16 protein-coding genes are annotated in these 18,604 nt (G+C 68.7%); 7 read left to right on the forward strand and 9 right to left on the reverse strand.

The features are described 5' to 3' along the window. The first annotated feature begins 186 nt into the window (after positions 1-186). Positions 187-960 carry an MIP/aquaporin family protein gene (locus HNR16_RS07645; RefSeq protein WP_158039630.1) on the forward strand — a complete coding sequence of 258 codons (774 nt, stop codon included), beginning with the start codon at positions 187-189 and terminating at the stop codon, positions 958-960. Positions 961-1,058: 98 nt separating this feature from the next. Then, positions 1,059-2,573, forward strand: a complete 1,515-nt coding sequence (gene glpK / locus HNR16_RS07650) for a glycerol kinase GlpK (protein ID WP_158039629.1) — start codon at positions 1,059-1,061, stop codon at positions 2,571-2,573. 96 nt (positions 2,574-2,669) lie between these two features. Here glpK and trpD read toward each other — a convergent pair whose 3' ends face one another. Continuing rightward, positions 2,670-3,725 carry an anthranilate phosphoribosyltransferase gene (gene trpD, locus HNR16_RS07655; protein WP_158039628.1) on the reverse strand — a complete coding sequence of 352 codons (1,056 nt, stop codon included), beginning with the start codon at positions 3,723-3,725 and terminating at the stop codon, positions 2,670-2,672. Positions 3,726-3,863: 138 nt separating this feature from the next. Between trpD and ctaE the strand changes: the two genes are divergently transcribed. The 4 genes from ctaE to qcrB are packed head-to-tail and all read left to right on the forward strand — an operon-like array spanning position 3,864 to position 8,050. Next, the gene (ctaE, locus tag HNR16_RS07660) at positions 3,864-4,505 is read left to right on the forward strand and encodes an aa3-type cytochrome oxidase subunit III (RefSeq protein ID WP_158039627.1); all 642 of its coding nucleotides are present in this window, start codon (positions 3,864-3,866) and stop codon (positions 4,503-4,505) included. Between the two features lie 19 nt (positions 4,506-4,524). After that, on the forward strand, positions 4,525-5,343 hold the full coding sequence (qcrC, locus tag HNR16_RS07665; protein ID WP_158039626.1) for a cytochrome bc1 complex diheme cytochrome c subunit: 819 nt from the start codon (positions 4,525-4,527) through the stop codon (positions 5,341-5,343). Positions 5,344-5,388: 45 nt separating this feature from the next. After that, complete coding sequence (gene qcrA / locus HNR16_RS07670) at positions 5,389-6,468, forward strand: cytochrome bc1 complex Rieske iron-sulfur subunit (RefSeq protein ID WP_158039625.1); 1,080 nt, start codon at positions 5,389-5,391, stop codon at positions 6,466-6,468. Then, complete coding sequence (gene qcrB / locus HNR16_RS07675) at positions 6,452-8,050, forward strand: cytochrome bc1 complex cytochrome b subunit (RefSeq protein WP_158039624.1); 1,599 nt, start codon at positions 6,452-6,454, stop codon at positions 8,048-8,050. The genes qcrA and qcrB overlap by 17 nt, the downstream gene beginning before the upstream one ends. 67 nt (positions 8,051-8,117) lie before the next feature. On the opposite strand, the gene HNR16_RS07680 is transcribed toward qcrB, so the two are convergent. The 7 genes from HNR16_RS07680 to HNR16_RS07710 all read right to left on the reverse strand — a co-directional run bounded on the left by HNR16_RS07680 (position 8,118) and on the right by HNR16_RS07710 (position 16,892). Next, positions 8,118-9,125 (reverse strand): transglutaminase family protein, encoded by a 1,008-nt coding sequence (locus tag HNR16_RS07680; protein WP_179558157.1) that lies wholly within the window; start codon positions 9,123-9,125, stop codon positions 8,118-8,120. Beyond that, on the reverse strand, positions 9,122-11,632 hold the full coding sequence (locus HNR16_RS07685; protein ID WP_158039622.1) for a circularly permuted type 2 ATP-grasp protein: 2,511 nt from the start codon (positions 11,630-11,632) through the stop codon (positions 9,122-9,124). Before HNR16_RS07685 ends, HNR16_RS07680 begins: the two co-directional genes overlap by 4 nt. Positions 11,633-11,733: 101 nt before the next feature. Further along, positions 11,734-12,156, reverse strand: a complete 423-nt coding sequence (locus HNR16_RS07690) for a cytochrome c oxidase subunit 4 (RefSeq protein ID WP_158039621.1) — start codon at positions 12,154-12,156, stop codon at positions 11,734-11,736. Further along, entirely contained in the window at positions 12,153-13,925 is a 1,773-nt protein-coding gene (gene ctaD, locus HNR16_RS07695; RefSeq protein WP_158039620.1) for an aa3-type cytochrome oxidase subunit I, read from the reverse strand. The genes HNR16_RS07690 and ctaD overlap by 4 nt, the downstream gene beginning before the upstream one ends. 10 nt (positions 13,926-13,935) lie before the next feature. Continuing rightward, positions 13,936-14,883 (reverse strand): aa3-type cytochrome oxidase subunit II, encoded by a 948-nt coding sequence (gene ctaC / locus HNR16_RS07700; protein ID WP_225737766.1) that lies wholly within the window; start codon positions 14,881-14,883, stop codon positions 13,936-13,938. A gap of 156 nt (positions 14,884-15,039) precedes the next feature. Further along, positions 15,040-15,405 (reverse strand): iron-sulfur cluster insertion protein ErpA, encoded by a 366-nt coding sequence (erpA, locus tag HNR16_RS07705; RefSeq protein ID WP_158039618.1) that lies wholly within the window; start codon positions 15,403-15,405, stop codon positions 15,040-15,042. Beyond that, entirely contained in the window at positions 15,402-16,892 is a 1,491-nt protein-coding gene (locus HNR16_RS07710; RefSeq protein WP_158039617.1) for a dipeptidase, read from the reverse strand. Before HNR16_RS07710 ends, erpA begins: the two co-directional genes overlap by 4 nt. A 37-nt stretch (positions 16,893-16,929) precedes the next feature. On the opposite strand from HNR16_RS07710, the gene HNR16_RS07715 reads away from it, so the two are divergent. After that, positions 16,930-17,496, forward strand: coding sequence for a DUF3043 domain-containing protein (locus tag HNR16_RS07715; RefSeq protein WP_158039616.1), 567 nt, complete (start codon positions 16,930-16,932; stop codon positions 17,494-17,496). Positions 17,497-17,575: 79 nt separating this feature from the next. Here HNR16_RS07715 and HNR16_RS07720 read toward each other — a convergent pair whose 3' ends face one another. Next, positions 17,576-18,604, reverse strand: a complete 1,029-nt coding sequence (locus tag HNR16_RS07720) for a quinone-dependent dihydroorotate dehydrogenase (RefSeq protein WP_158039615.1) — start codon at positions 18,602-18,604, stop codon at positions 17,576-17,578.

Consider the following 18,604-nt stretch of genomic DNA (forward strand, 5'->3'; position numbering starts at 1 on the left):
CTCCGCCGTCTGCCCGAACACTATCGCTCCCACATGACGGCGGGCAGTGGCGTCGACCGGGCTGTCGGATATCGAGAAAAGTGAAGATCAGCGTGCCGAAACGCACCCCGTGCAGATATGGTGACTTCGCACCCGAGGGTGCCCGGCACAGGTGCCGGTTCTGCACTTACAGAAAGGCCTCCCACAATGAATCTGGGACTCATCTTCGTCTCGGAGGCCGTCGGTACGACGCTGCTCCTCCTGTTGGGTTGCGGTGTCGTCGCCAACGTGGCCCTCAAGGGCACGAAGGGCAACGGCGGCGGCTTCCTCCTCGTCAACTGGGGCTGGGGTCTCGCCGTGTTCGTCGGCGTGCTCACGTCGGCCTACTCGGGCGGTCACCTCAACCCCGCCGTCACGATCGGTGTCGCGATCAACAACGCCGCGACCGGCGGGACCGTCGACTTCGCCGACATCGCCGTGCGCATCCTCGCCCAGATGCTCGGCGCCATCCTCGGCGCCGTGCTGTGCTGGCTGGCCTACAAGCAGCACTTCGACGAGGAGCCGGACCCCGCCGCGAAGCTCGGCGTCTTCGCGACCGGCCCCGCGATCCGCAGCTACGGCTGGAACACCGTCACCGAGGCGATCGGCACCTTCGTGCTCGTCTTCGCGGTGATCTCGTTCAAGAACTTCGCGTCGATCCACGACACGACCTCGGGCGCGTTCTCGCTCGGCAACCTCGCACCGCTCGCCGTCGCGCTCATCATCGTCGGTATCGGCGCGAGCCTCGGTGGCCCCACGGGGTACGCCATCAACCCCGCCCGTGACCTCGGACCCCGCATCGCCCACGCGATCCTGCCGATCAAGGGCAAGGGCTCGAGCGACTGGTCGTACGCGTGGGTCCCGATCGTCGGCCCGCTCATCGGCGGCGCCCTCGGCGGTCTCCTGGGCGTCTGGCTGCTGCCCGCCGCCATCATCCTCTGATCCCACCCGACCGACATCGGCCGACGCCGGGACGGGTCTCCTCCCAGCGCCGGCCCCCATACTTCTGAACGCATCCACGACGAAGGAGTCACATCACCGTGAGCAAGTACGTCATCGCCATCGACCAGGGCACCACCTCGAGTCGCGCCATCGTCTTCGACCACTCGGGGTCGATCGTCGCGACCGGTCAACTCGAGCACGAGCAGATCTTCCCCCGTGCCGGCTGGGTCGAGCACGACGCGAACGAGATCTGGACCAACACGCGCGAGGTCATCGGCCAGGCGCTCGGCAAGGCGAACATCACCCGCCACGACATCGCCGCGATCGGCATCACCAATCAGCGCGAGACCGCCGTCATCTGGGACAAGAACACGGGTGAGCCCGTGTACAACGCGATCGTCTGGCAGGACGCGCGCACCCAGTCGATCGTCGACCGACTGGCGGGCGACGAGGGGGTGGACCGGTTCCGTGACACGGTCGGTCTGCCGCTCAACACCTACTTCGCGGGCACGAAGATCGTCTGGATCCTCGAGAACGTCGAGGGTGTGCGTGAACGGGCCGAGGCGGGCGACCTGCTGTTCGGCACGACCGACACGTGGGTCCTCTGGAACCTCACGGGCGGGGTGAACGGCGGCGTCCACGCGACCGACGTCACGAACGCGAGCCGCACCCTGTTCATGGATCTGCGGACCCTCGAGTGGGACGACTCGATCCTCGAGGCCTTCGACGTGCCACGCTCCCTCCTCCCCGAGATCCGCTCGTCGTCCGAGATCTACGGCTACGCGTCGGACAACTCGCTGCTGCGCGAGGTCCCGATCGCCGGCATCCTCGGCGACCAGCAGGCCGCGACCTTCGGCCAGGCCGCGTTCACACGCGGTGAGGCGAAGAACACGTACGGCACGGGCTCGTTCCTCATCTACAACACGGGCGACGAGATCGTGCAGTCCGACAACGGCCTGCTCACGACGGTCTGCTACAAGCTCGGCGACGAGCCCCCGGTGTACGCCCTCGAGGGATCGATCGCCGTGACCGGTTCACTCGTGCAATGGTTGCGCGACAATCTCGGTCTCATCGGGAGCGCACCGGAGATCGAGACCCTCGCGAGCTCGGTCGAGGACAACGGTGGCACGTACATCGTGCCGGCGTTCTCGGGACTCTTCGCTCCCCACTGGCGATCGGACGCCCGTGGTGCGATCGTCGGCCTCACGCGCTTCGTGAACAAGGGGCACATCGCTCGCGCCGCACTCGAGTCGACCGCGTTCCAGACGCGCGACGTGCTCGACGCGTGCAACGCCGACTCCGGTGTGCCGCTCGCCGAGCTCAAGGTCGACGGCGGCATGGTCGCGAACGACACGCTGATGCAGTTCCAGGCCGACATCCTCGACACCGACGTGGTGCGCCCCAAGGTCACCGAGACGACCGCGCTCGGTGCCGCGTACGCGGCCGGTCTCGCGGTGGGCTACTGGAAGGACCTCGACGAGGTCGCCGCGAACTGGCAGGAGGACAAGCGGTGGACGCCGTCGATCGACGTCGCCGAGCGCGATCGCCTGTACCGCAACTGGCAGAAGGCCGTCACGAAGACCCTCGACTGGGTCGACGAGGACGTCGTCTGACCGACGACGCACGACGCCGAAGGGCGGGGATCCTCGATCCCCGCCCTTCGGCGTCCCTCCGGAACTCCGATCGCTCGGGAGCCCGGTTCGGACGCGTCAGGCGCGCGTGGCCGCGACCCAGTCGTCGAGCAACCGGATCGCACGGCCCTCGTCGATCGCCGCGCGGGCGAGGCCGATCTTCTCGCTGAGCCGCTCGCGGAGAAGCCGCTCCTGGCTCTCCGGGGTGGTCGCGAGGTCGTGCGCGACCATCCCGGCCGCCGCGTTCAGCAGCACGATGTCACGGACCGCGCCGTCCTGCTCGCCGGCGAGCACGCGTCGCGCGATCGCAGCGTTGTCGACCGGCGAGCCGCCGAGCAGCTGCTCCATGGGATACGTGTCGAGCCCGACGTCGCGCGGGTGCACGTCGTGCTCGGTGATCGCCCCGTTCGACACCTCCCAGATGTGTGAGTACCCGGTCACGGTGAGTTCGTCGAGTCCGTCGTCACCGCGGAACACGAGCGCGGCGGCACCGCGCGTCCGGAAGACGCCGGTGACGAGCGGGATCGCGTTCGTCTTCGCGACGCCCACGGCCGAGGCCTCCGGGCGTGCGGGATTCGTGAGGGGACCGAGGAAGTTGAAGACGGTCGAGATCCCGAGTTCCCCGCGCACCGGCGCGGCGTTCGCGAATCCGGGATGGAACAGCGACGCGAAGAGGAACGTCAGCCCCACGTCGTGGAAGATCCGCGCGACCCGCTCGGGATCGTCGCTGTGCTCGGCCCCGAGCGCGGTGAGGACGTCCGAGGATCCGGAGCGGGCGCTCGCCGCGCGGCCCCCGTGCTTGATGACGGGAACGCCCGCACCGGCGCACACGAACGCCGACATCGTCGACACGTTCACCGTGCCGACCATGTCACCACCCGTGCCGACGATGTCGAGGGCCCACGGCGTCACGTCCAGCGGAACGGCGTGCGCGAGCGCCGCGTCCCGGAATCCGACGATCTCGTCGACCGTCTCGCCCTTCGCACGCAGCGCCACGAGGAACGCCGCGAGGCGGGCCTGCGAGACCTGACCCGTGACGATCTGCTCCATCGCCCACGTCGCGTCCGACACCGAGAGGTCCTGTCCGTTCAGCAGCGACTCGAGCAGTGTGGGCCAGGTGGGCGCGATCGTCATGCGCACCACGATAGTGCGGCACCGACGCGTCGCGTCCTGCATCATCCGGTGCCGGGCGGCCCGGCCGCGCCCCGCGTTCCCGGGGCAGCGACGCGCGGGCCGGGCAGAGTGGCGTGGCGATCTGGGAAATCCGACATAATGGGATGCGTGACTGCTGCAACTTCCGCTCCGGCCGTTTCTCCGGTTCATCGTCCCAACACGACCGCCATCGGCGTCATCGTGTGGCTCGGCAGCGAAGTCATGTTCTTCGCAGGCCTCTTCGCGATCTACTTCACACTGCGGGCGATGGCGCCGGAGCAGTTCCAAGCGGGTCACGAGATCATGAACATCCCGTTCTCCAGCATCAACACGACGATCCTCGTGGCCTCCTCGTTCACGTGCCAGTTCGGCGTCTTCGCGGCCGAGCGCGCGCAGGCCCGAGCGACCGGCTGGCGTCCGTCGCAGTGGGGCACCGTCGAGTGGTTCTTCCTGACCGTCTTCCTCGGTGCGGTCTTCGTATCGGGTCAGGTCTGGGAGTACGCGACGCTCGTCACGGAGGGCTACGTCCTCAACCTCAACGCGTTCACGAGCGCCTTCTACATGACCACGGGCTTCCACGGCCTGCACGTCACGGGCGGGCTCGTCGCCTTCCTGCTCGTCATCGGCCGGATCTACTCCGTCCGGAAGATGGGTGCCAGGGAGTCCACGAGCGCGCTGTGCATCTCGTACTACTGGCACTTCGTCGATGTCGTGTGGGTCGCGCTGTTCTTCGTCATCTACCTGCTGCCGTTCTTCGCGTAGCCCCTCAGGAGAGAGAGTCATGTTCCTTCGGAAATCAACCCGAACCTCCTCGCGGACGTCGGCGAAGCGACGCGCCCCGCTCGCGACCGCAGCGCTGCTCGGTATCGGACTGCTCGCAACCGGTGGTGCGTACGCGCTCGTCGACGACGTGACCGAGGCGCAGGCCGACAGCACGACGCAGAACGCCGCTGACGTCGCCGCGGGCGAGAGCCTGTTCAACGCGAACTGCGCGACGTGCCACGGCATGGACGCCGTCGGCACCGAGTCGGGTCCGAGCCTCGTCGGCGTCGGTGCCGCAGCCGTGGACTTCCAGGTCGGCACGGGCCGCATGCCCATGCAGAACAACGCACCGCAGGCCCCCAAGAAGCCGCTCCAGTTCACCGACGAGCAGATCTCGCAGCTCGCGGTCTACGTCGCGTCGCTCGGCCCCGGGCCGGCGATCCCCGACGAGAAGTACCTGCTGGCCGACGGCGACGCCGCGCGCGGCGCCGAGCTGTTCCGCATCAACTGCGCCATGTGCCACAACGTGGCCGGCGCCGGTGGCGCACTCACCGAGGGCAAGTTCGCCCCCGAGCTGCAGACCGTCGAGCCCGTGCACCTCTACGAGGCCATGATCACCGGGCCGCAGAACATGCCCGTGTTCAACGACGCGAACCTCACGCCCCAGGACAAGGCCGACATCATCACCGCGCTCCAGTTCCAGACGCACGTGAGCGGTGGCGTGGGCGGCCTCGACCTGGGCTCCCTCGGCCCCGTGTCGGAGGGTCTGTTCATCTGGATCATCGGCATCGGCGGTGCCGTCATGATCGCGATCTGGCTCACCAGACGCGCGAGCTGACCGAGCACGCCCAGAACGACTTGATCAACGCAGAAAGGCATCACAATGGCTGAAGACGAACACGGCGGTCAGCTTCGCACCGTCACTTCGTCAGAGCGTCAGGTGAGCACCGGCACGTCCCTGCCGGTCACGGACGGCTTCGAGAACCCGGGCCTGCCGGAGCACACCCCCCGCATCACCGACACCGACCCGAGCGCGGCGAAGCGCATCGAGCGCCTCATCGCGGTCGTCTTCTGGGTCTCGCTCGCGGCGTCGATCTTCGCGGTGGTCGCGTACTTCGTGTGGCCGATCAACCGGGACGACTTCGCGAGCATCCGCCTGAACAACCTGTTCCTCGGCGTCGGCATCGCGACGTCCATGCTCACGCTCGGCGTCGGCATCGCCGCGTGGGGCAAGTACCTCATGCAGGACCACGAGCTCGTCGAATCGCGACACATCACGAAGGGCTCCCCCGCCACGCGTGCCCGCGCCGTCGAGATCTTCGCGCAGGCCAACGAGGAGTCGGGCTTCGGCCGGCGCACGCTGCTGCGCAACTCGCTCATCGGTGCGGTCCTCGCCCTCCCGATCCCGGGCATCGTGCTGTTCCGCGACCTCTACAACGGCAACAACCCGGACCCGGTCGAGCTGCTCAGCGAGACCATGTGGGACAAGGGCATCCGACTCGTGCGCGACCCCACGGGCACGCCGATCCTCGCGTCCGAGGTCACGATCGGTTCGGTCTTCCACGTCATCCCCGACGGGCTCATCGACCTCGAGCACGGCATGCTCGAGGAGAAGGCCAAGGCCGTCGTCCTCCTCATGCGCCTTCCCCAGGACCGCCTCATCGAGTCGGAGCAGCGCAAGTCGTGGTCGTACAACGGCATCGTCGCGTACTCGAAGGTGTGCACCCACGTGGGCTGCCCCGTCGCCCTGTACGAGCAGCAGACGCACCACCTGCTCTGCCCGTGCCACCAGTCGCAGTTCGACGTGACCGAGCACTGCAAGGTCATCTTCGGACCCGCCGGTCGCCCGCTCCCGCAGTTGCCCATCACGGTGGACAACGACGGCTACCTCGTCGCGCAGAGCGACTTCCACGAACCTGTCGGCCCGAGCTTCTGGGATCGCAAGCATGACTACAACATCTGAGGCCCCCGTCCGCCCCGACGGATTCATCGGGAAAGCGGCGAACTACCTCGACGAGCGCACGAGCATCTCGGGCGCCGTCAAGGAGTTCGGGCGCAAGATCTTCCCCGACCACTGGTCGTTCATGCTCGGTGAGGTCGCGCTCTACAGCTTCGTCGCGATCCTCCTCTCGGGCACGTTCCTGACCTTCTTCTTCGACCCGTCGATGGCGCACACCGTGTACGAGGGCTCCTACCTGCCGCTCAAGGGCATCGGGATGTCGGTCGCGATGCAGTCGACGCTCGACATCTCGTTCGACGTCCGCGGCGGCCTGCTCATGCGCCAGGTGCACCACTGGGCGGCGCTGCTGTTCGTCGCCTCGATCGGCCTGCACATGCTGCGCGTGTTCTTCACGGGCGCGTTCCGCAAGCCGCGCGAGCTCAACTGGATCGTCGGCTTCGTGCTCTTCGTCCTCGCGATGGCCGAGGGCTTCACGGGCTACTCGCTCCCCGACGACCTGCTCTCGGGCAACGGTCTGCGCATCATCGACGGCATGGTGAAGAGCTTCCCGCTCATCGGCGCCTGGATCTCGTTCCTGCTGTTCGGCGGCGAGTTCCCCGGCATCGACATCGTGGGGCGCCTCTACGCGCTGCACATCATGATCCTGCCCGCCATGGTGATCCTGTTCATCGCGCTCCACCTCGCGCTCATGGTCATCAACAAGCACACGCAGTGGCCCGGCCCCGGGCACACGAACGAGAACGTCGTCGGCAGCCCCGTACTCCCCGGCTTCGCGTCGAAAGCCGGCGGCTTCTTCTTCCTCATCTTCGGGTTCATCTTCCTCATCGCGTCGTTCTTCTCGATCAACCCGATCTGGAACTACGGCCCGTACGACCCCTCCCCCGTCTCGGCCGGTACCCAGCCCGACTGGTACATCGGCTTCGCGGACGGTGCGTTGCGTCTCGCACCGCCACGATGGGAGACGTACTGGTTCAACCACACGTGGGCGTGGGGCGTGCTCGTGCCCGTCATCGTGCTCGGCCTGTTCATCGTCACGGTCGCGGTGTATCCGTTCATCGAGGCGTGGGTCACGGGCGACAAGCGGGAGCACCACCTCCTCGACCGTCCGCGCAACGCGCCCGTCCGCACGGCCATCGGTGCCGCGGGGGTCACGTTCTACGCGGTGATGTGGGCGGCGGCGTCCTCCGACCTCATCTCGACGCACTTCCATCTCGCGATGGAACACGTCATCCACTTCCTGCAGGCCTCGCTGTTCCTCGGGCCGGTGATCGCCTTCGTCATCACGAAACGCATCTGCCTCGGGCTGCAGAAGAAGGACCGTTCGCTCGCGCTGCACGGCATCGAGACGGGACGCGTCATCCGCCTCCCGAGCGGTGAGTTCCTCGAGGTGCACACGCCCGTGAGCGAGGAGGAGCGCTGGGTGCTCACCTCGTACAACGACAACGCGCCGATCGTGCTCCGACCGAACGCCGAGGGCAAGATCACACCGATGATGCGCGTCCGCGCGGCACTCAGCCGCTGGTTCTTCGAGGACCGCATCGAACCCGTCACGAAGGCGGAACTCGAGTCGGCCGAACACCACTGAGCCGAGTGAACGAGGAGGGGGCCCACGCGAACGCGTGGGCCCCCTCCTCGTTCGTCCGTGCCGAGGCTCAGGAGCCGCCGCGGACATCGAGCGGTGCGTCGCCGGGCTCGGGCTCGGGTCGCGGCACGGGCAGTTCGATCGGGTTGCCGTCGCCGTCGAGTCGGATGACGTCGACGCCGACCGTGAGCGTCGACGGTGAGTCCTCCCCGTAGACGATGCCGCGCAGCGGCGAGACGTCACCGAACTCGCGGCCCCAGGCGGTGACGACGTACCGGCTGTCGGCGAAGTGGTCGTTCGTGGGGTCGAGGTCGACCCACGTCCCGAGCGGGGTCCGCACCGACGCCCACGCGTGGGAGGCGTCGGATCCCTGGAGCTTCGGCTTGCCCGGTGGCGGCTGGGTCTCGATGTAGCCGGACACGTACCGTGCGGGGAGCCCGGCCGCGCGGAGGCAGCCGATCGCGAGGTGCGCGAAGTCCTGGCACACGCCCGCTCGGAGTTCGAGCAGCTCGGGCAGGGTCGTCCGGACGGTCGTGACCCCGTTGCGATACGTGAAGTCCGTGTAGATCCCGTGCACGAGGCCGAGGAGGGCCGCACCGAGCGGGCGGTCCCCCGGCAGGTGTCGTGCGGCGTATGCGCGCACGTCCGTGTGCAGGGCGACGAGGGGTGAGGGCAACAGGAACTCGGTGGTCTCCGCGGGATCGCCGTGCGCGGCGTTCCATGCGGCCGCCTCGTCAACCGTCCACCGGTCGAGGGCCTCGACGTCGGGGCGCGGCCACGCGACGTGGACGCGGAACTCCTTCTCGATGTGCAGTCTCGTGTGCTCCGTGCGGATCTCGAGGTAGGACGAGGGATTGCCGTACAGGTCGGCGTGGACCGCGACGACGTCGGGCTCGGGGTCGACGCGTGTCACCGCCGAGAGGATGCGCTGGGATGGCGCCTCGCGAGGGAGCAGGCGGCCCCGCTCGTAGGCGGCCTCCCGCGGCAGCTCGGAGTCGTAGCGCGTGACGTGACGCACGAGGTAGTCACGTGGCGCATAATGGTCCACGTTCGTGTCGCCGGCGTTCGTGTCGTTCATGTCCGCGCCCTCCGTTCCGGCGACCATCTCGCCTGGTGGGCCGCGTGCGGTGCCTGACGGAGGAAGTGACGGCGCTCGATGCGATCGCCGATCGTCCGAAGTGCGCCGAGCAGTGACACGAGCACCGACTCCAGGGCGTCCCGATCGTCCGTGAGCGTACCGAGATCGAGCGGTGGGAGCCCGTCGATGAGTTCCCGGACGGCGGCCACGAGCGTCGCGTCACCGATGATCCTGAGGTCGCGCTCGAGTGCCTCGAGCTGGAACGCGACGGACCTCGGATTGCGCCGGTCGACGAGGAGCAGATCGAGGGTCGACTCGACCTGCACGGCGGGCCCCGTCGCATCCGCGACACGGCGTCGATGCGAGATGACCGAGTCGAACACGCGCAGCACGGCCTCGGTGACGAGGAACTCGACGACGGGCGAGCTCGCGGGTGTGAGCACGGACATGAGCAGGGCGACTGCGAACTGGGCACGCTCGATCCGGACGCCGGCGTCGAGGTAGGCCCATGTCTCGTCGCGGTACATTCCGTGGGCGGCGATGCCCTGCAGTGCGAGCAGTGGGCCGAGCAGGGAGTCGAAGTGGGGCCGCAGCTCGTCGGCGACGAGCGGGTGCGTCTCCCCCACGGCACGTTCGAGTGCGGAGAGCTCCGACCAGGTGTCGTCCGAGAGCAGGTCGCGAACCTGCTGCGACGCGCGAACCACGCGTGCGACGCTCGACGCGATCGTGCCCCTCGGCGCGGGCCCGACGACGAGGTCCCGCAGGTAGTCGGCGACCGCCTCGCCGTCGGCGCGCGGCCGCGCACCCGTGACGCCCGGGAGCGCGGCGAGCAGCGTACCGAGCGCCGTGTTCCCCGCCGTTCCGGGATGGAGCGCATGGTCCTCCGCGAGATCCCCCGCGACCGCGAGCAGACGAACCGTCCCGTCGGCACGTTCCGTGTAGCGCCCGACCCAGTGCAGGTTGTCGGCGACGCGTGGCGTCGTCTCGAACAGACCGCCGCGCCGACGCGCTCTCGTCCGCCGCGTCGTGACGACCGTGTCGGCCGGCGAGCCGTGTGCCGTGCCGAGCACCCACACGTCCTTCGCGAGGGCGCCGCGCTCGTTCGACACCGTGTGCTCGTCGCGCTCCGCCGCCACCCGACCGAGACCGCCACGCATGAGCTCGAACCGTTCCCCGTGCCACGCACCGAAGGTGCGCAGCACGAAACGACGGTCCTCGAGGCCGTCCGCCGTGACGGTCGGCGTAGAACTGAGCGGGAGCGGACGCTGACCGGTCCACGCCCACGGCCGCGCGAGGATCTCGTCGCGGAGGTGCTCACGCCGCGTGCGATCGAGCTCCCACCCCGCGATGCTCGTCGGTCCGTCGGCACGATCGGTGGGCCGGATGAGGAGGGTGTCGAAGTTCGCGAGGACGTGCGAGCGCGCGGTCGCGTCCCCGCACCACCACGTCTCCGGGGACTCGAGGAGCGGTTCCTCGCCGAGCAGACGACGCACGACGTCGCCCAGGTACGGAGCGAGTCCGACGCTTTCGAGCACCCCGGCACCGATCGGGTTGACGACGGTCACGTTGCCGAGGCGCGTCGACTCGAGGAGGCCGGGCACCCCGAGCTCGCTCTCGCCGCGAAGGTCGAGCGGATCCGACCAGAGTTCGTCGACGCGACGAAGGACGACGTCGACCGGCACGTCCCCGTGGCCGGCCCGCAGCCAGGGCCTCCCGTCACGCACGACGAGATCGTCGGCCTCGACGAGGGGCACGCCGAGCGCCGAGGCGAGGAAGGCCTGATCGAACGCGGTCTCCGACGCCGCGCCCGGCGAGAGCATGACGGTACGCACCGTGCCCTCGCCCGACGGGGCCGCATCGGTGAGGGCGGCCGACATCGTGTGGAAGAAACCGAGGAGCGTGCCGATCTCGGTCGTCCGGTGCAGGCGGGGCAGGAGGCGGGCGACGACGCGACGCGTCGCCATCGCGTACCCGGCGCCCGAGGGCGCCTGTGTGCGGTCTCCGAGCACACGCCACGAGCCGTCCGCATCGCGCCCCAGGTCGGTCGCGAACATGACGAGCGGACGTCGCTCGCGAGGAACACCGACCGCGGGGCGCACGAACCCCGGATGACCGAGCACGACCGGCGGCGGCACGACGCCGTCGCGGAGCAGCCGACGCTCACCGTAGAGGTCGTCCTGGAGGGCGTGCAGGGCACGCGCCCGCTGCTCGAGACCGCGTTCGAGCGAGGCCCACTCCGCCGCCCCGATGACGACGGGGATCGGATCGATCTCCCACAATCGCGCCTGTCCCCCGTCGGCCGTCCCGCCGTACGTGATGCCGTCGTCCTGGACGAGCCGCCTGGCGGCGCGCTTCGCCTCCAGCATGCCGAGCGGGTCCCCGCCGACGAGTGCCGCGACGAGGTCGTCGGGAGCGACGCTGCGATCGCGACCCTCCAGTACCTCGCGGAATCCGCGCTCGAGGGGCCCGTCGTCGTCCGTGCCGACGGAGTGCGAACCGAACGTCATACGTGCACCCTATTGCCTCGGCGGACGCGCAGCTCCGGGCACGCCGAAGCGCCCCCGCTCCGGTCGAGGAGCGGGGGCGCTTCGGCGTGCCGGCCGGTGCGTCAGTGCTTGAAGACGCCCCGGTAGTACTCGAACACCCATCCGAAGAGGGCGACGACGAGGATGGGAGCCGCGAAGAACGTGATCCACCAGCCGACGGCCGCACCGATGAGGACGACGCAGATCGAGGCCGCGAGCACGATGGGCCACCAGCTCCACGGGCTGAAGTGCCCGAGCTCGTAGTCGGCCTCGTCGATCTCACCGTCGAGCCGGTCCTCCGGCAGGATGCGCAGCTTGAACGGCTTGTTCTCGACGCCGAGGTAGAAGGCCACGAACGCCGTGAACGCGGCGCTCAGGAACAGCGTCACGACGCCGACCCACTCGGGGTTGAACCCGTCGTCCTTGAGCGTCCACAGCGTGTAGACGACGGCGACCACGACGTAGAAGCCCGAGAGGATCCACAGCAGGTGCGAGATGGTCTTCATGCGCGGTCCTTCCCGTCGACGTCACCGCTCGCGCCGACGCGTTCGCCGGCCTCGTGCCCCTCGGGCTCCGTCCACGAGCCCTCGAGCTGGCCGTGCGTGTGCGCCGCCGCCTCGGGGTGGTTGAGGTCGAACGCCGGTCGCTCCGAACGGATGCGAGGGATGGACGTGAAGTTGTGTCGCGGCGGCGGGCAGCTCGTCGCCCACTCGAGCGATCCACCGTAGCCCCACGGGTCGTCGACCGTGACCTTCTCGCCGGACCGCGCCGTGATGAAGACGTTGAGGAAGAACGGGATCATCGAGACGGCGAGCAGGATCGCACCGAACGTCGAGAGCTGGTTCATCCACGTGAAGTCGTCCTCGGGCTGGTACGTGTAGTACCGCCGCGGCATACCCATGACGCCGAGCCAGTGCTGGATGAGGAACGTCGTCTGGAAGCCGATGAACAGGATCCAGAACTGGATCTTCCCGAGCCGCTCGTTGAGCATCTTGCCCGTCCACTTCGGCCACCAGAAGAAGAAGCCGGCGAACATCGCGAACACGATCGTGCCGAACACGACGTAGTGGAAGTGGGCGACGACGAAGTACGTGTCGGACACGTGGAAGTCGAGCATCGGCGACGCGAGGATGACGCCCGTGAGACCGCCGAACGTGAAGGTCGCGAGGAAGCCGAGCGCGAAGAGCATCGGTGTCTCGAACGTCACGGACCCTCGCCAGAGCGTGCCGATCCAGTTGAAGATCTTCACGCCCGTCGGGACGGCGATGAGCATCGTCATGAGCGCGAAGAACGGCAGGAGCACGGACCCCGTCACGAACATGTGGTGCGCCCAGACCGACGCGCTCAGCGCGGCGATCGCGATGGTCGCCATGACGAGGGTCTTGTACCCGAAGATCGGCTTCCGGCTGAAGACCGGGAAGATCTCCGACACGACACCGAAGAACGGCAGCGCGAGGACGTAGACCTCCGGATGCCCGAAGAACCAGAAGAGGTGCTGGTAGAGGATGGCCCCACCGGCGTCGACATCATAGATGTGCGTGTGGAACACCCGGTCCATGAGCAGACCGAACCACGCGGCCGCGAGCACGGGGAACGCGAAGAGGATGAGGATCGAGGTGATGAGCGCGTTCCACGTGAAGATGGGCATACGCCACATCGTCATGCCGGGTGCACGCATCGTGATGATCGTCGTGATGAAGTTCACGGCACCGAAGATCGTCGAGAAGCCCGTTGCCGCGAGCCCGGCGACCCACAGGCTCCCGCCGACGCCCGGTGTGAACGTCGTCGTCGAGAGCGGCGTATAGGCCGTCCAGCCGAAGGCGGCCGCGCCGCCCGGCGTGAGGAAGCCCGCGACGGCCGTGAGCGACCCGAACGTCAGCAGCCAGAACGCGAAGGCGTTGAGTCGCGGGAACGCGACGTCCGCCGTGCCGATCTGAAGCGGAACGAGCACGTTCGCGAAGCCCGAGAACAGCGGGGTCCCGAACATGAGCAGCATGATCGTGCCGTGCATCGTGAAGAGCTGGTTGTACTGCTCCTTCGTCGGGATGAGGTCCATGCCCGGCTCGAACAGTTGCCCGCGGATGAGCAGCGCCATGACGCCGCCCACGCAGAACCAGATGAAGCTCGAGATCAGGTACATGTACCCGATCACCTTGTGGTCGGTCGACGTCAGCCAGCTGACGATGATGTTGCCCTTGTGGCCGACCGTTCGACTCGGCGTGGGGTTCGCCTCGCTGAGATTCGCCTCAGCGGGGCGCGGCAGCGTTGTGGTCATGTCGTCTTGCCTACTTCGACTCGTCGTGTTCGCTGAAGTCCGGGGCCTCGGTCCCGGGCAGGTTGTCGTTGCGGTTGCCCTCGTCACCGACGGCACCCACGTTGCCCGCATCGCGCAACGACTGGATGTACTCGTTGTACTCGGCCTCCGAGACCACGTGGACCTCGAAGAGCATCATGGAGTGGTATTCCCCGCAGAGCTCGGCGCACTTGCCGATGTAGACGCCCTCGCGCTCGGGGACGAACGAGTACTGGTTCGTCTTCCCGGGGATCGTGTCCTCCTTGTAGTGGAAGTCGGGCACCCAGAACGAGTGCGCGACATCGCGCGACTTGAGGTCGAGGGTGACGTTCGCGCCGACGGGGAGCATGAGCACGGGCAGCTTCTCGTACTCGATCTCACCGGTGAGGCGATCGTTCTCGTCGCGCTCCTCCTGGGCCTGGATGCCCTGCGTGTAGACACCACCGTCGTAGGGAGAGCCGGCGACGTCGAGGTAGTTGAAGTCCCACGCCCACTGCTTGCCGTACACCTCGATGTGGACGTCACGCACTTCCTGGCCCGCGACGGCCGAGGCCTGGTCGGCGGCGAAGTTCTGCTCGACGATCGCCTGGTCGCGTGCCGTGAAGGCGAAGAACCCCGCGACGAGGATGATCGGGACGACCGTGAAGAAGACCTCCATCGGCTGGTGGTAGCGCATCTGCTTCGGCAGGCCCGTGTCGTTGCGGCGCCGACGGTAGACGACGGCGGCCCAGATGAGCAGGCCCCACGTGATGAGACCGACCACGAGCAGGATGATCCAGCTGTTGACCCAGAAGGTCATCATGAGATCGCCCTTGTCGGTGGTCCCGCGCTCACCGGGCATGAAGCCGTCGAGCTGCTGCTGCGAGCAGCCGGCGAGCACGGCGATCAGGAGCATCGCGACCGGGACCGCGGCCCACGTTGATCGGTGGTCTTTTCGCACGACGAACCTTTCGAGAAGACGCATACAGGTGGCTGCCAGTATAGTGGGTTCGCCGAGGGCGTGTCGTTCCGGCGACACGGCCGCCGGGGAAATCCGGGGCACACGACGCGGGGCCCGGTGCCGTGGCACCGGGCCCCGCGTCGACGAACGGACGGATCAGTGGAAGGAGTCCCCGCACGCGCACGAACCCGTCGCGCTGGGGTTGTCGATCGTGAAGCTCTGCTTCTGGATCGTGTCCTCGAAGTCGATCGCCGCGCCCTCGAGGTAGGGGACGCTCATGGGGTCGATGATGACCTCGACCCCGTCGAAGTCGACCGATGCGTCCCCGTCGAGCTCGCGCTCGTCGAAGAAGAGCTGGTAGATGAGGCCCGAGCAGCCGCCGGGCTGGACGGCGATGCGGAGTCGCAGGTCCTCGCGGCCCTCCTGCGAGAGGAGGCTCTTGACCTTCGCCGCGGCCGCCTCGGTGAGGGTCACGTTGTGCGTGGCCTCGGTCATGGTGATGCCCTCGAGTACGGTCGTCATGCTTGCTCCTCTGCGGTGTCCGGATGGGGTCCCTCGGCGGGTGCACCGCCGTCTCCAGGATAACCCTCCCGGCTCGTCGACACATTCCCGCCGCCGGCGGCGAGGCGGGCCAGGAAGACCGCCTCGGTCAGGATCGCGCGTCGCAGGACGCCCAGGTGCTGCGATTCGTTCGGGCTGTGGGCTCTCGTCGCGGGATCCTCCACGCCCGTGACGAGGATCTGCGCGTCGGGGAATCGTTCGACGAGATCCGCGATGAACGGGATCGAGCCACCGATGCCCGTGAGTGCCGCTTCGGTCCCCCACCCCTCGTGCATCGCGTCACGCATCGCGGTCACGGCCGGGGCGTCGACGTCGACGAGGAACGGGTTCCCCGCGTCGACGCCCGAGATCTCGACCGATGCACCGAACGGCGCGTGCTCCTCGAGGTGTCGGCGGATGTGCTCGGCGGCGTCCTCGGCGCGCTGGCCGGGGGCGATGCGGGCGGAGAGACGCACCGAGACGACGGGTACGAGGGTGTTCGAGGCGTTCGCGAGGCTCGGGGCGTCGATGCCCGTGATCGTGATCGCCGGCTCGTTCCAGAGGCGGTCGTTGAGCTCGCCGCGCCCGATGGGCCGCACGCCGTCGAGGAGCCCCGCATCGCGTCGCAGGTCCTCGAGATCCCCGCCCGCACCGCCCGGTCGCGACGTGAGTCCCGCGACGGCCACGGCACCGTCCTCGTCCCACAGGGTGTCGAGCAATCGGATCGTCGCGAGCATCGCATCAGGCGCCGCACCGCCGAACATCCCGGAGTGGGAGGCGTGAGCGAGCGTGCGGACCGTCACGGTGCACGTCACGTTGCCGCGCAGCGAGACCGTGAGGCCGGGCACGTCGACGGACGGGTTGTCGCTGTCCGCGACGACGATGACGTCCGCGTCGAGGTGTGCGCCGTGGGCCTCGAGGAAGGGACGGAAGCTGCGCGAGCCGTTCTCCTCCTCCCCCTCGACGAACAGCGCGATGCCGAGCGGGAAATCGTCGCCGAGTGCGGCACGCACGGCCTCGACCGCGGCGACGTGCGTCATGACGCCCGCCTTGTCGTCGCTCGCACCGCGGCCGTGGAGCCGGTCCCCGACGACGGTCGGTTCGTACGGTGGCGTGTCCCAGTCCGCGTCGGATCCCGGGGGCTGGACGTCGTGGTGGGCGTAGAGCAGCACGCGCGGCGCACCGGCGGGTGCCGAGCGGACCGCGACCACCGCGGGCTGCCCCTGTCGCCCCTCGTCGTCGACGGCGTCGAGCACCTCGACGCGCTCGAACACACCCGTCGCCCGTGCGAGTTCCGCGACCGCCTCGGCGCTCGCGCGGACGTGGGCACGGTCGAACGCGTCCCAGGAGACGGACGGGATGCGCACGAGGTCGGCGAGGCGGGCGATGGTCCGTGGCAGGTCGGCGTCGACGGCGCGTCGGATGGCGTCGTCGGACGCACGGTGGTCGGCGTCGAGTGGGGTCGTCATGCGGTTAAGCTTAGGGTTCTGACGTTTCGGAGGCACGATGGCCAAGCAGGAGTCCGCGGGCGACCACCCGGCATCCACGGGGAAGAAGGGGCCGACACCCTCGCGGCGCGAACGCGAGGCGGCGAACCGGCGCCCGCTCGTCCCCGAGGACCGCAAGCAGGCCAAGCGGGAGATGCAGGCGCAGATGCGCGCCAAGCAGGCCGAGGCCCGCGAGGGCATGGCCCGGGGCGACGACCGCTACCTGCGTCCGACCGAGCGCGGGCCGCAGAAGCGCTTCCTGCGCGACTACATCGACGCGCGCTTCTCCCTCGGCGAGTTCCTCCTGCCGCTCATGTTCCTCGTCATCTTCGCCACGTTCCTCCCCAGCCAGCAGGCGGGCATCTGGGCGATGGCGTTCATCTGGGTGTTCCTCGCGATCGCGATCGCGGAGGCCCTCATCGTGGCGAATGTCATCAAGCGGAAGATCACCGCGGTCGTCGGCGCCTCGAACGTCGAGAAGGGCATCATCCTCGGCACGATCACGCGCATCATGCAGCTGCGGCCGCTCCGGATGCCGAAGGCACGCGTCAAGCGTGGCGAGAAGATCGAGTTCACGGGGAAGTGAACCCGGCTCGGGGCGTCCGTCGCGATGCGCGCGACGGACGCGCCGAGTCACACCCGGCGATCCGCCGAGCGGAACGCCGTCAGGCGCCGGCAGCCCGCCGGGCGAGGCCACGATTGATCGCGCGCGCCCACCCGGGCCCCTCGTAGAGGAACGCGGTGTATCCCTGCACGAGCGTCGCACCGGCGGTGAGACGCTCGGCGACGTCGGCGGCGCTCGTCACGCCACCGACCGAGACGATGCACAGCTCGGCCGGCACGGTCTCGCGCAGCACGCGGAGCACCTCGAGGGAGCGACGGCGGAGCGGCGCACCCGAGAGTCCACCGGCGCCGTACGCGTCGACGACGCGCGCCGGGGTGCGCAGACCGTCGCGGGCGATCGTCGTGTTCGTCGCGATGACGCCCGCGAGCCCCGCGCGCACCGCGAGCTCCCCGATGCGGCGGATCTCCTCGTCGGCGAGATCGGGGGCGATCTTCACGAGCAGCGGGACACCGTCGGCGGCCTCGCGCGTCGCGCGGAGGATGGGCTCGAGTGCGTCGAGCTCCTGCAGGCCACGGAGGCCGGGCGTGTTCGGTGACGACACGTTGACGACGAGGTAGTCGGCGACGTCCCGGACCGTGCGTGCGGCCGACACGTAGTCGTCGACGGCGGCCTCGGCGGACGTCGTCTTGTTCTTGCCGATGTTCACGCCGACGATCGCGCGCCCGCGCCTGCGACGGCGCAACGCGTCCGCCGCCTGGGCCGCACCGAGATTGTTGAAGCCCATGCGGTTGACGAGACCGCGATCCGCGATGAGTCGGAACATGCGCGGGCGGGGGTTGCCGGGCTGCGCGACGGGCGTCACCGTCCCCACCTCGATGTGCCCGAAGCCGAGCGCCTCGAGGCCGGCCACGTCGTGGGCGTCCTTGTCGAAGCCGGCAGCGAGGCCGAAGGGCGACGGGAAGACGAGACCGAGTGCCTCCGTCCGCAGGGACGGATCGGGGGCGCACACCGGGCCGACGAGCGGCGCGAGGGCTCGCGAACCGAGGAGGCGGACGACCCAGGAGCCCATCGCGTGTGCGCGCTCGGCGTCGAAGCGCGAGAGCACCGTGCGGAACAGGATTCGGTACAC

Source organism: Pseudoclavibacter chungangensis (assembly GCF_013410545.1).
In the GTDB taxonomy this organism is placed as follows: domain Bacteria; phylum Actinomycetota; class Actinomycetes; order Actinomycetales; family Microbacteriaceae; genus Pseudoclavibacter; species Pseudoclavibacter chungangensis.

Excerpts from the sequence above, each read along its gene's own strand:
- HNR16_RS07680 (WP_179558157.1), bottom strand. The coding sequence starts at position 9,125 with ATGAACGACACGAACGCCGGCGACACGAACGTGGACCATTATGCGCCA.
- HNR16_RS07690 (WP_158039621.1), bottom strand. The coding sequence starts at position 12,156 with ATGAAGACCATCTCGCACCTGCTGTGGATCCTCTCGGGCTTCTACGTC.
- ctaE (WP_158039627.1), top strand. The coding sequence starts at position 3,864 with ATGGGATGCGTGACTGCTGCAACTTCCGCTCCGGCCGTTTCTCCGGTT.
- qcrA (WP_158039625.1), top strand. The coding sequence starts at position 5,389 with ATGGCTGAAGACGAACACGGCGGTCAGCTTCGCACCGTCACTTCGTCA.
- qcrB (WP_158039624.1), top strand. The coding sequence starts at position 6,452 with ATGACTACAACATCTGAGGCCCCCGTCCGCCCCGACGGATTCATCGGG.
- trpD (WP_158039628.1), bottom strand. The coding sequence starts at position 3,725 with ATGACGATCGCGCCCACCTGGCCCACACTGCTCGAGTCGCTGCTGAAC.
- HNR16_RS07685 (WP_158039622.1), bottom strand. The coding sequence starts at position 11,632 with ATGACGTTCGGTTCGCACTCCGTCGGCACGGACGACGACGGGCCCCTC.
- qcrC (WP_158039626.1), top strand. The coding sequence starts at position 4,525 with ATGTTCCTTCGGAAATCAACCCGAACCTCCTCGCGGACGTCGGCGAAG.
- HNR16_RS07645 (WP_158039630.1), top strand. The coding sequence starts at position 187 with ATGAATCTGGGACTCATCTTCGTCTCGGAGGCCGTCGGTACGACGCTG.
- ctaD (WP_158039620.1), bottom strand. The coding sequence starts at position 13,925 with ATGACCACAACGCTGCCGCGCCCCGCTGAGGCGAATCTCAGCGAGGCG.
- erpA (WP_158039618.1), bottom strand. The coding sequence starts at position 15,405 with ATGACGACCGTACTCGAGGGCATCACCATGACCGAGGCCACGCACAAC.
- HNR16_RS07715 (WP_158039616.1), top strand. The coding sequence starts at position 16,930 with ATGGCCAAGCAGGAGTCCGCGGGCGACCACCCGGCATCCACGGGGAAG.
- HNR16_RS07710 (WP_158039617.1), bottom strand. The coding sequence starts at position 16,892 with ATGACGACCCCACTCGACGCCGACCACCGTGCGTCCGACGACGCCATC.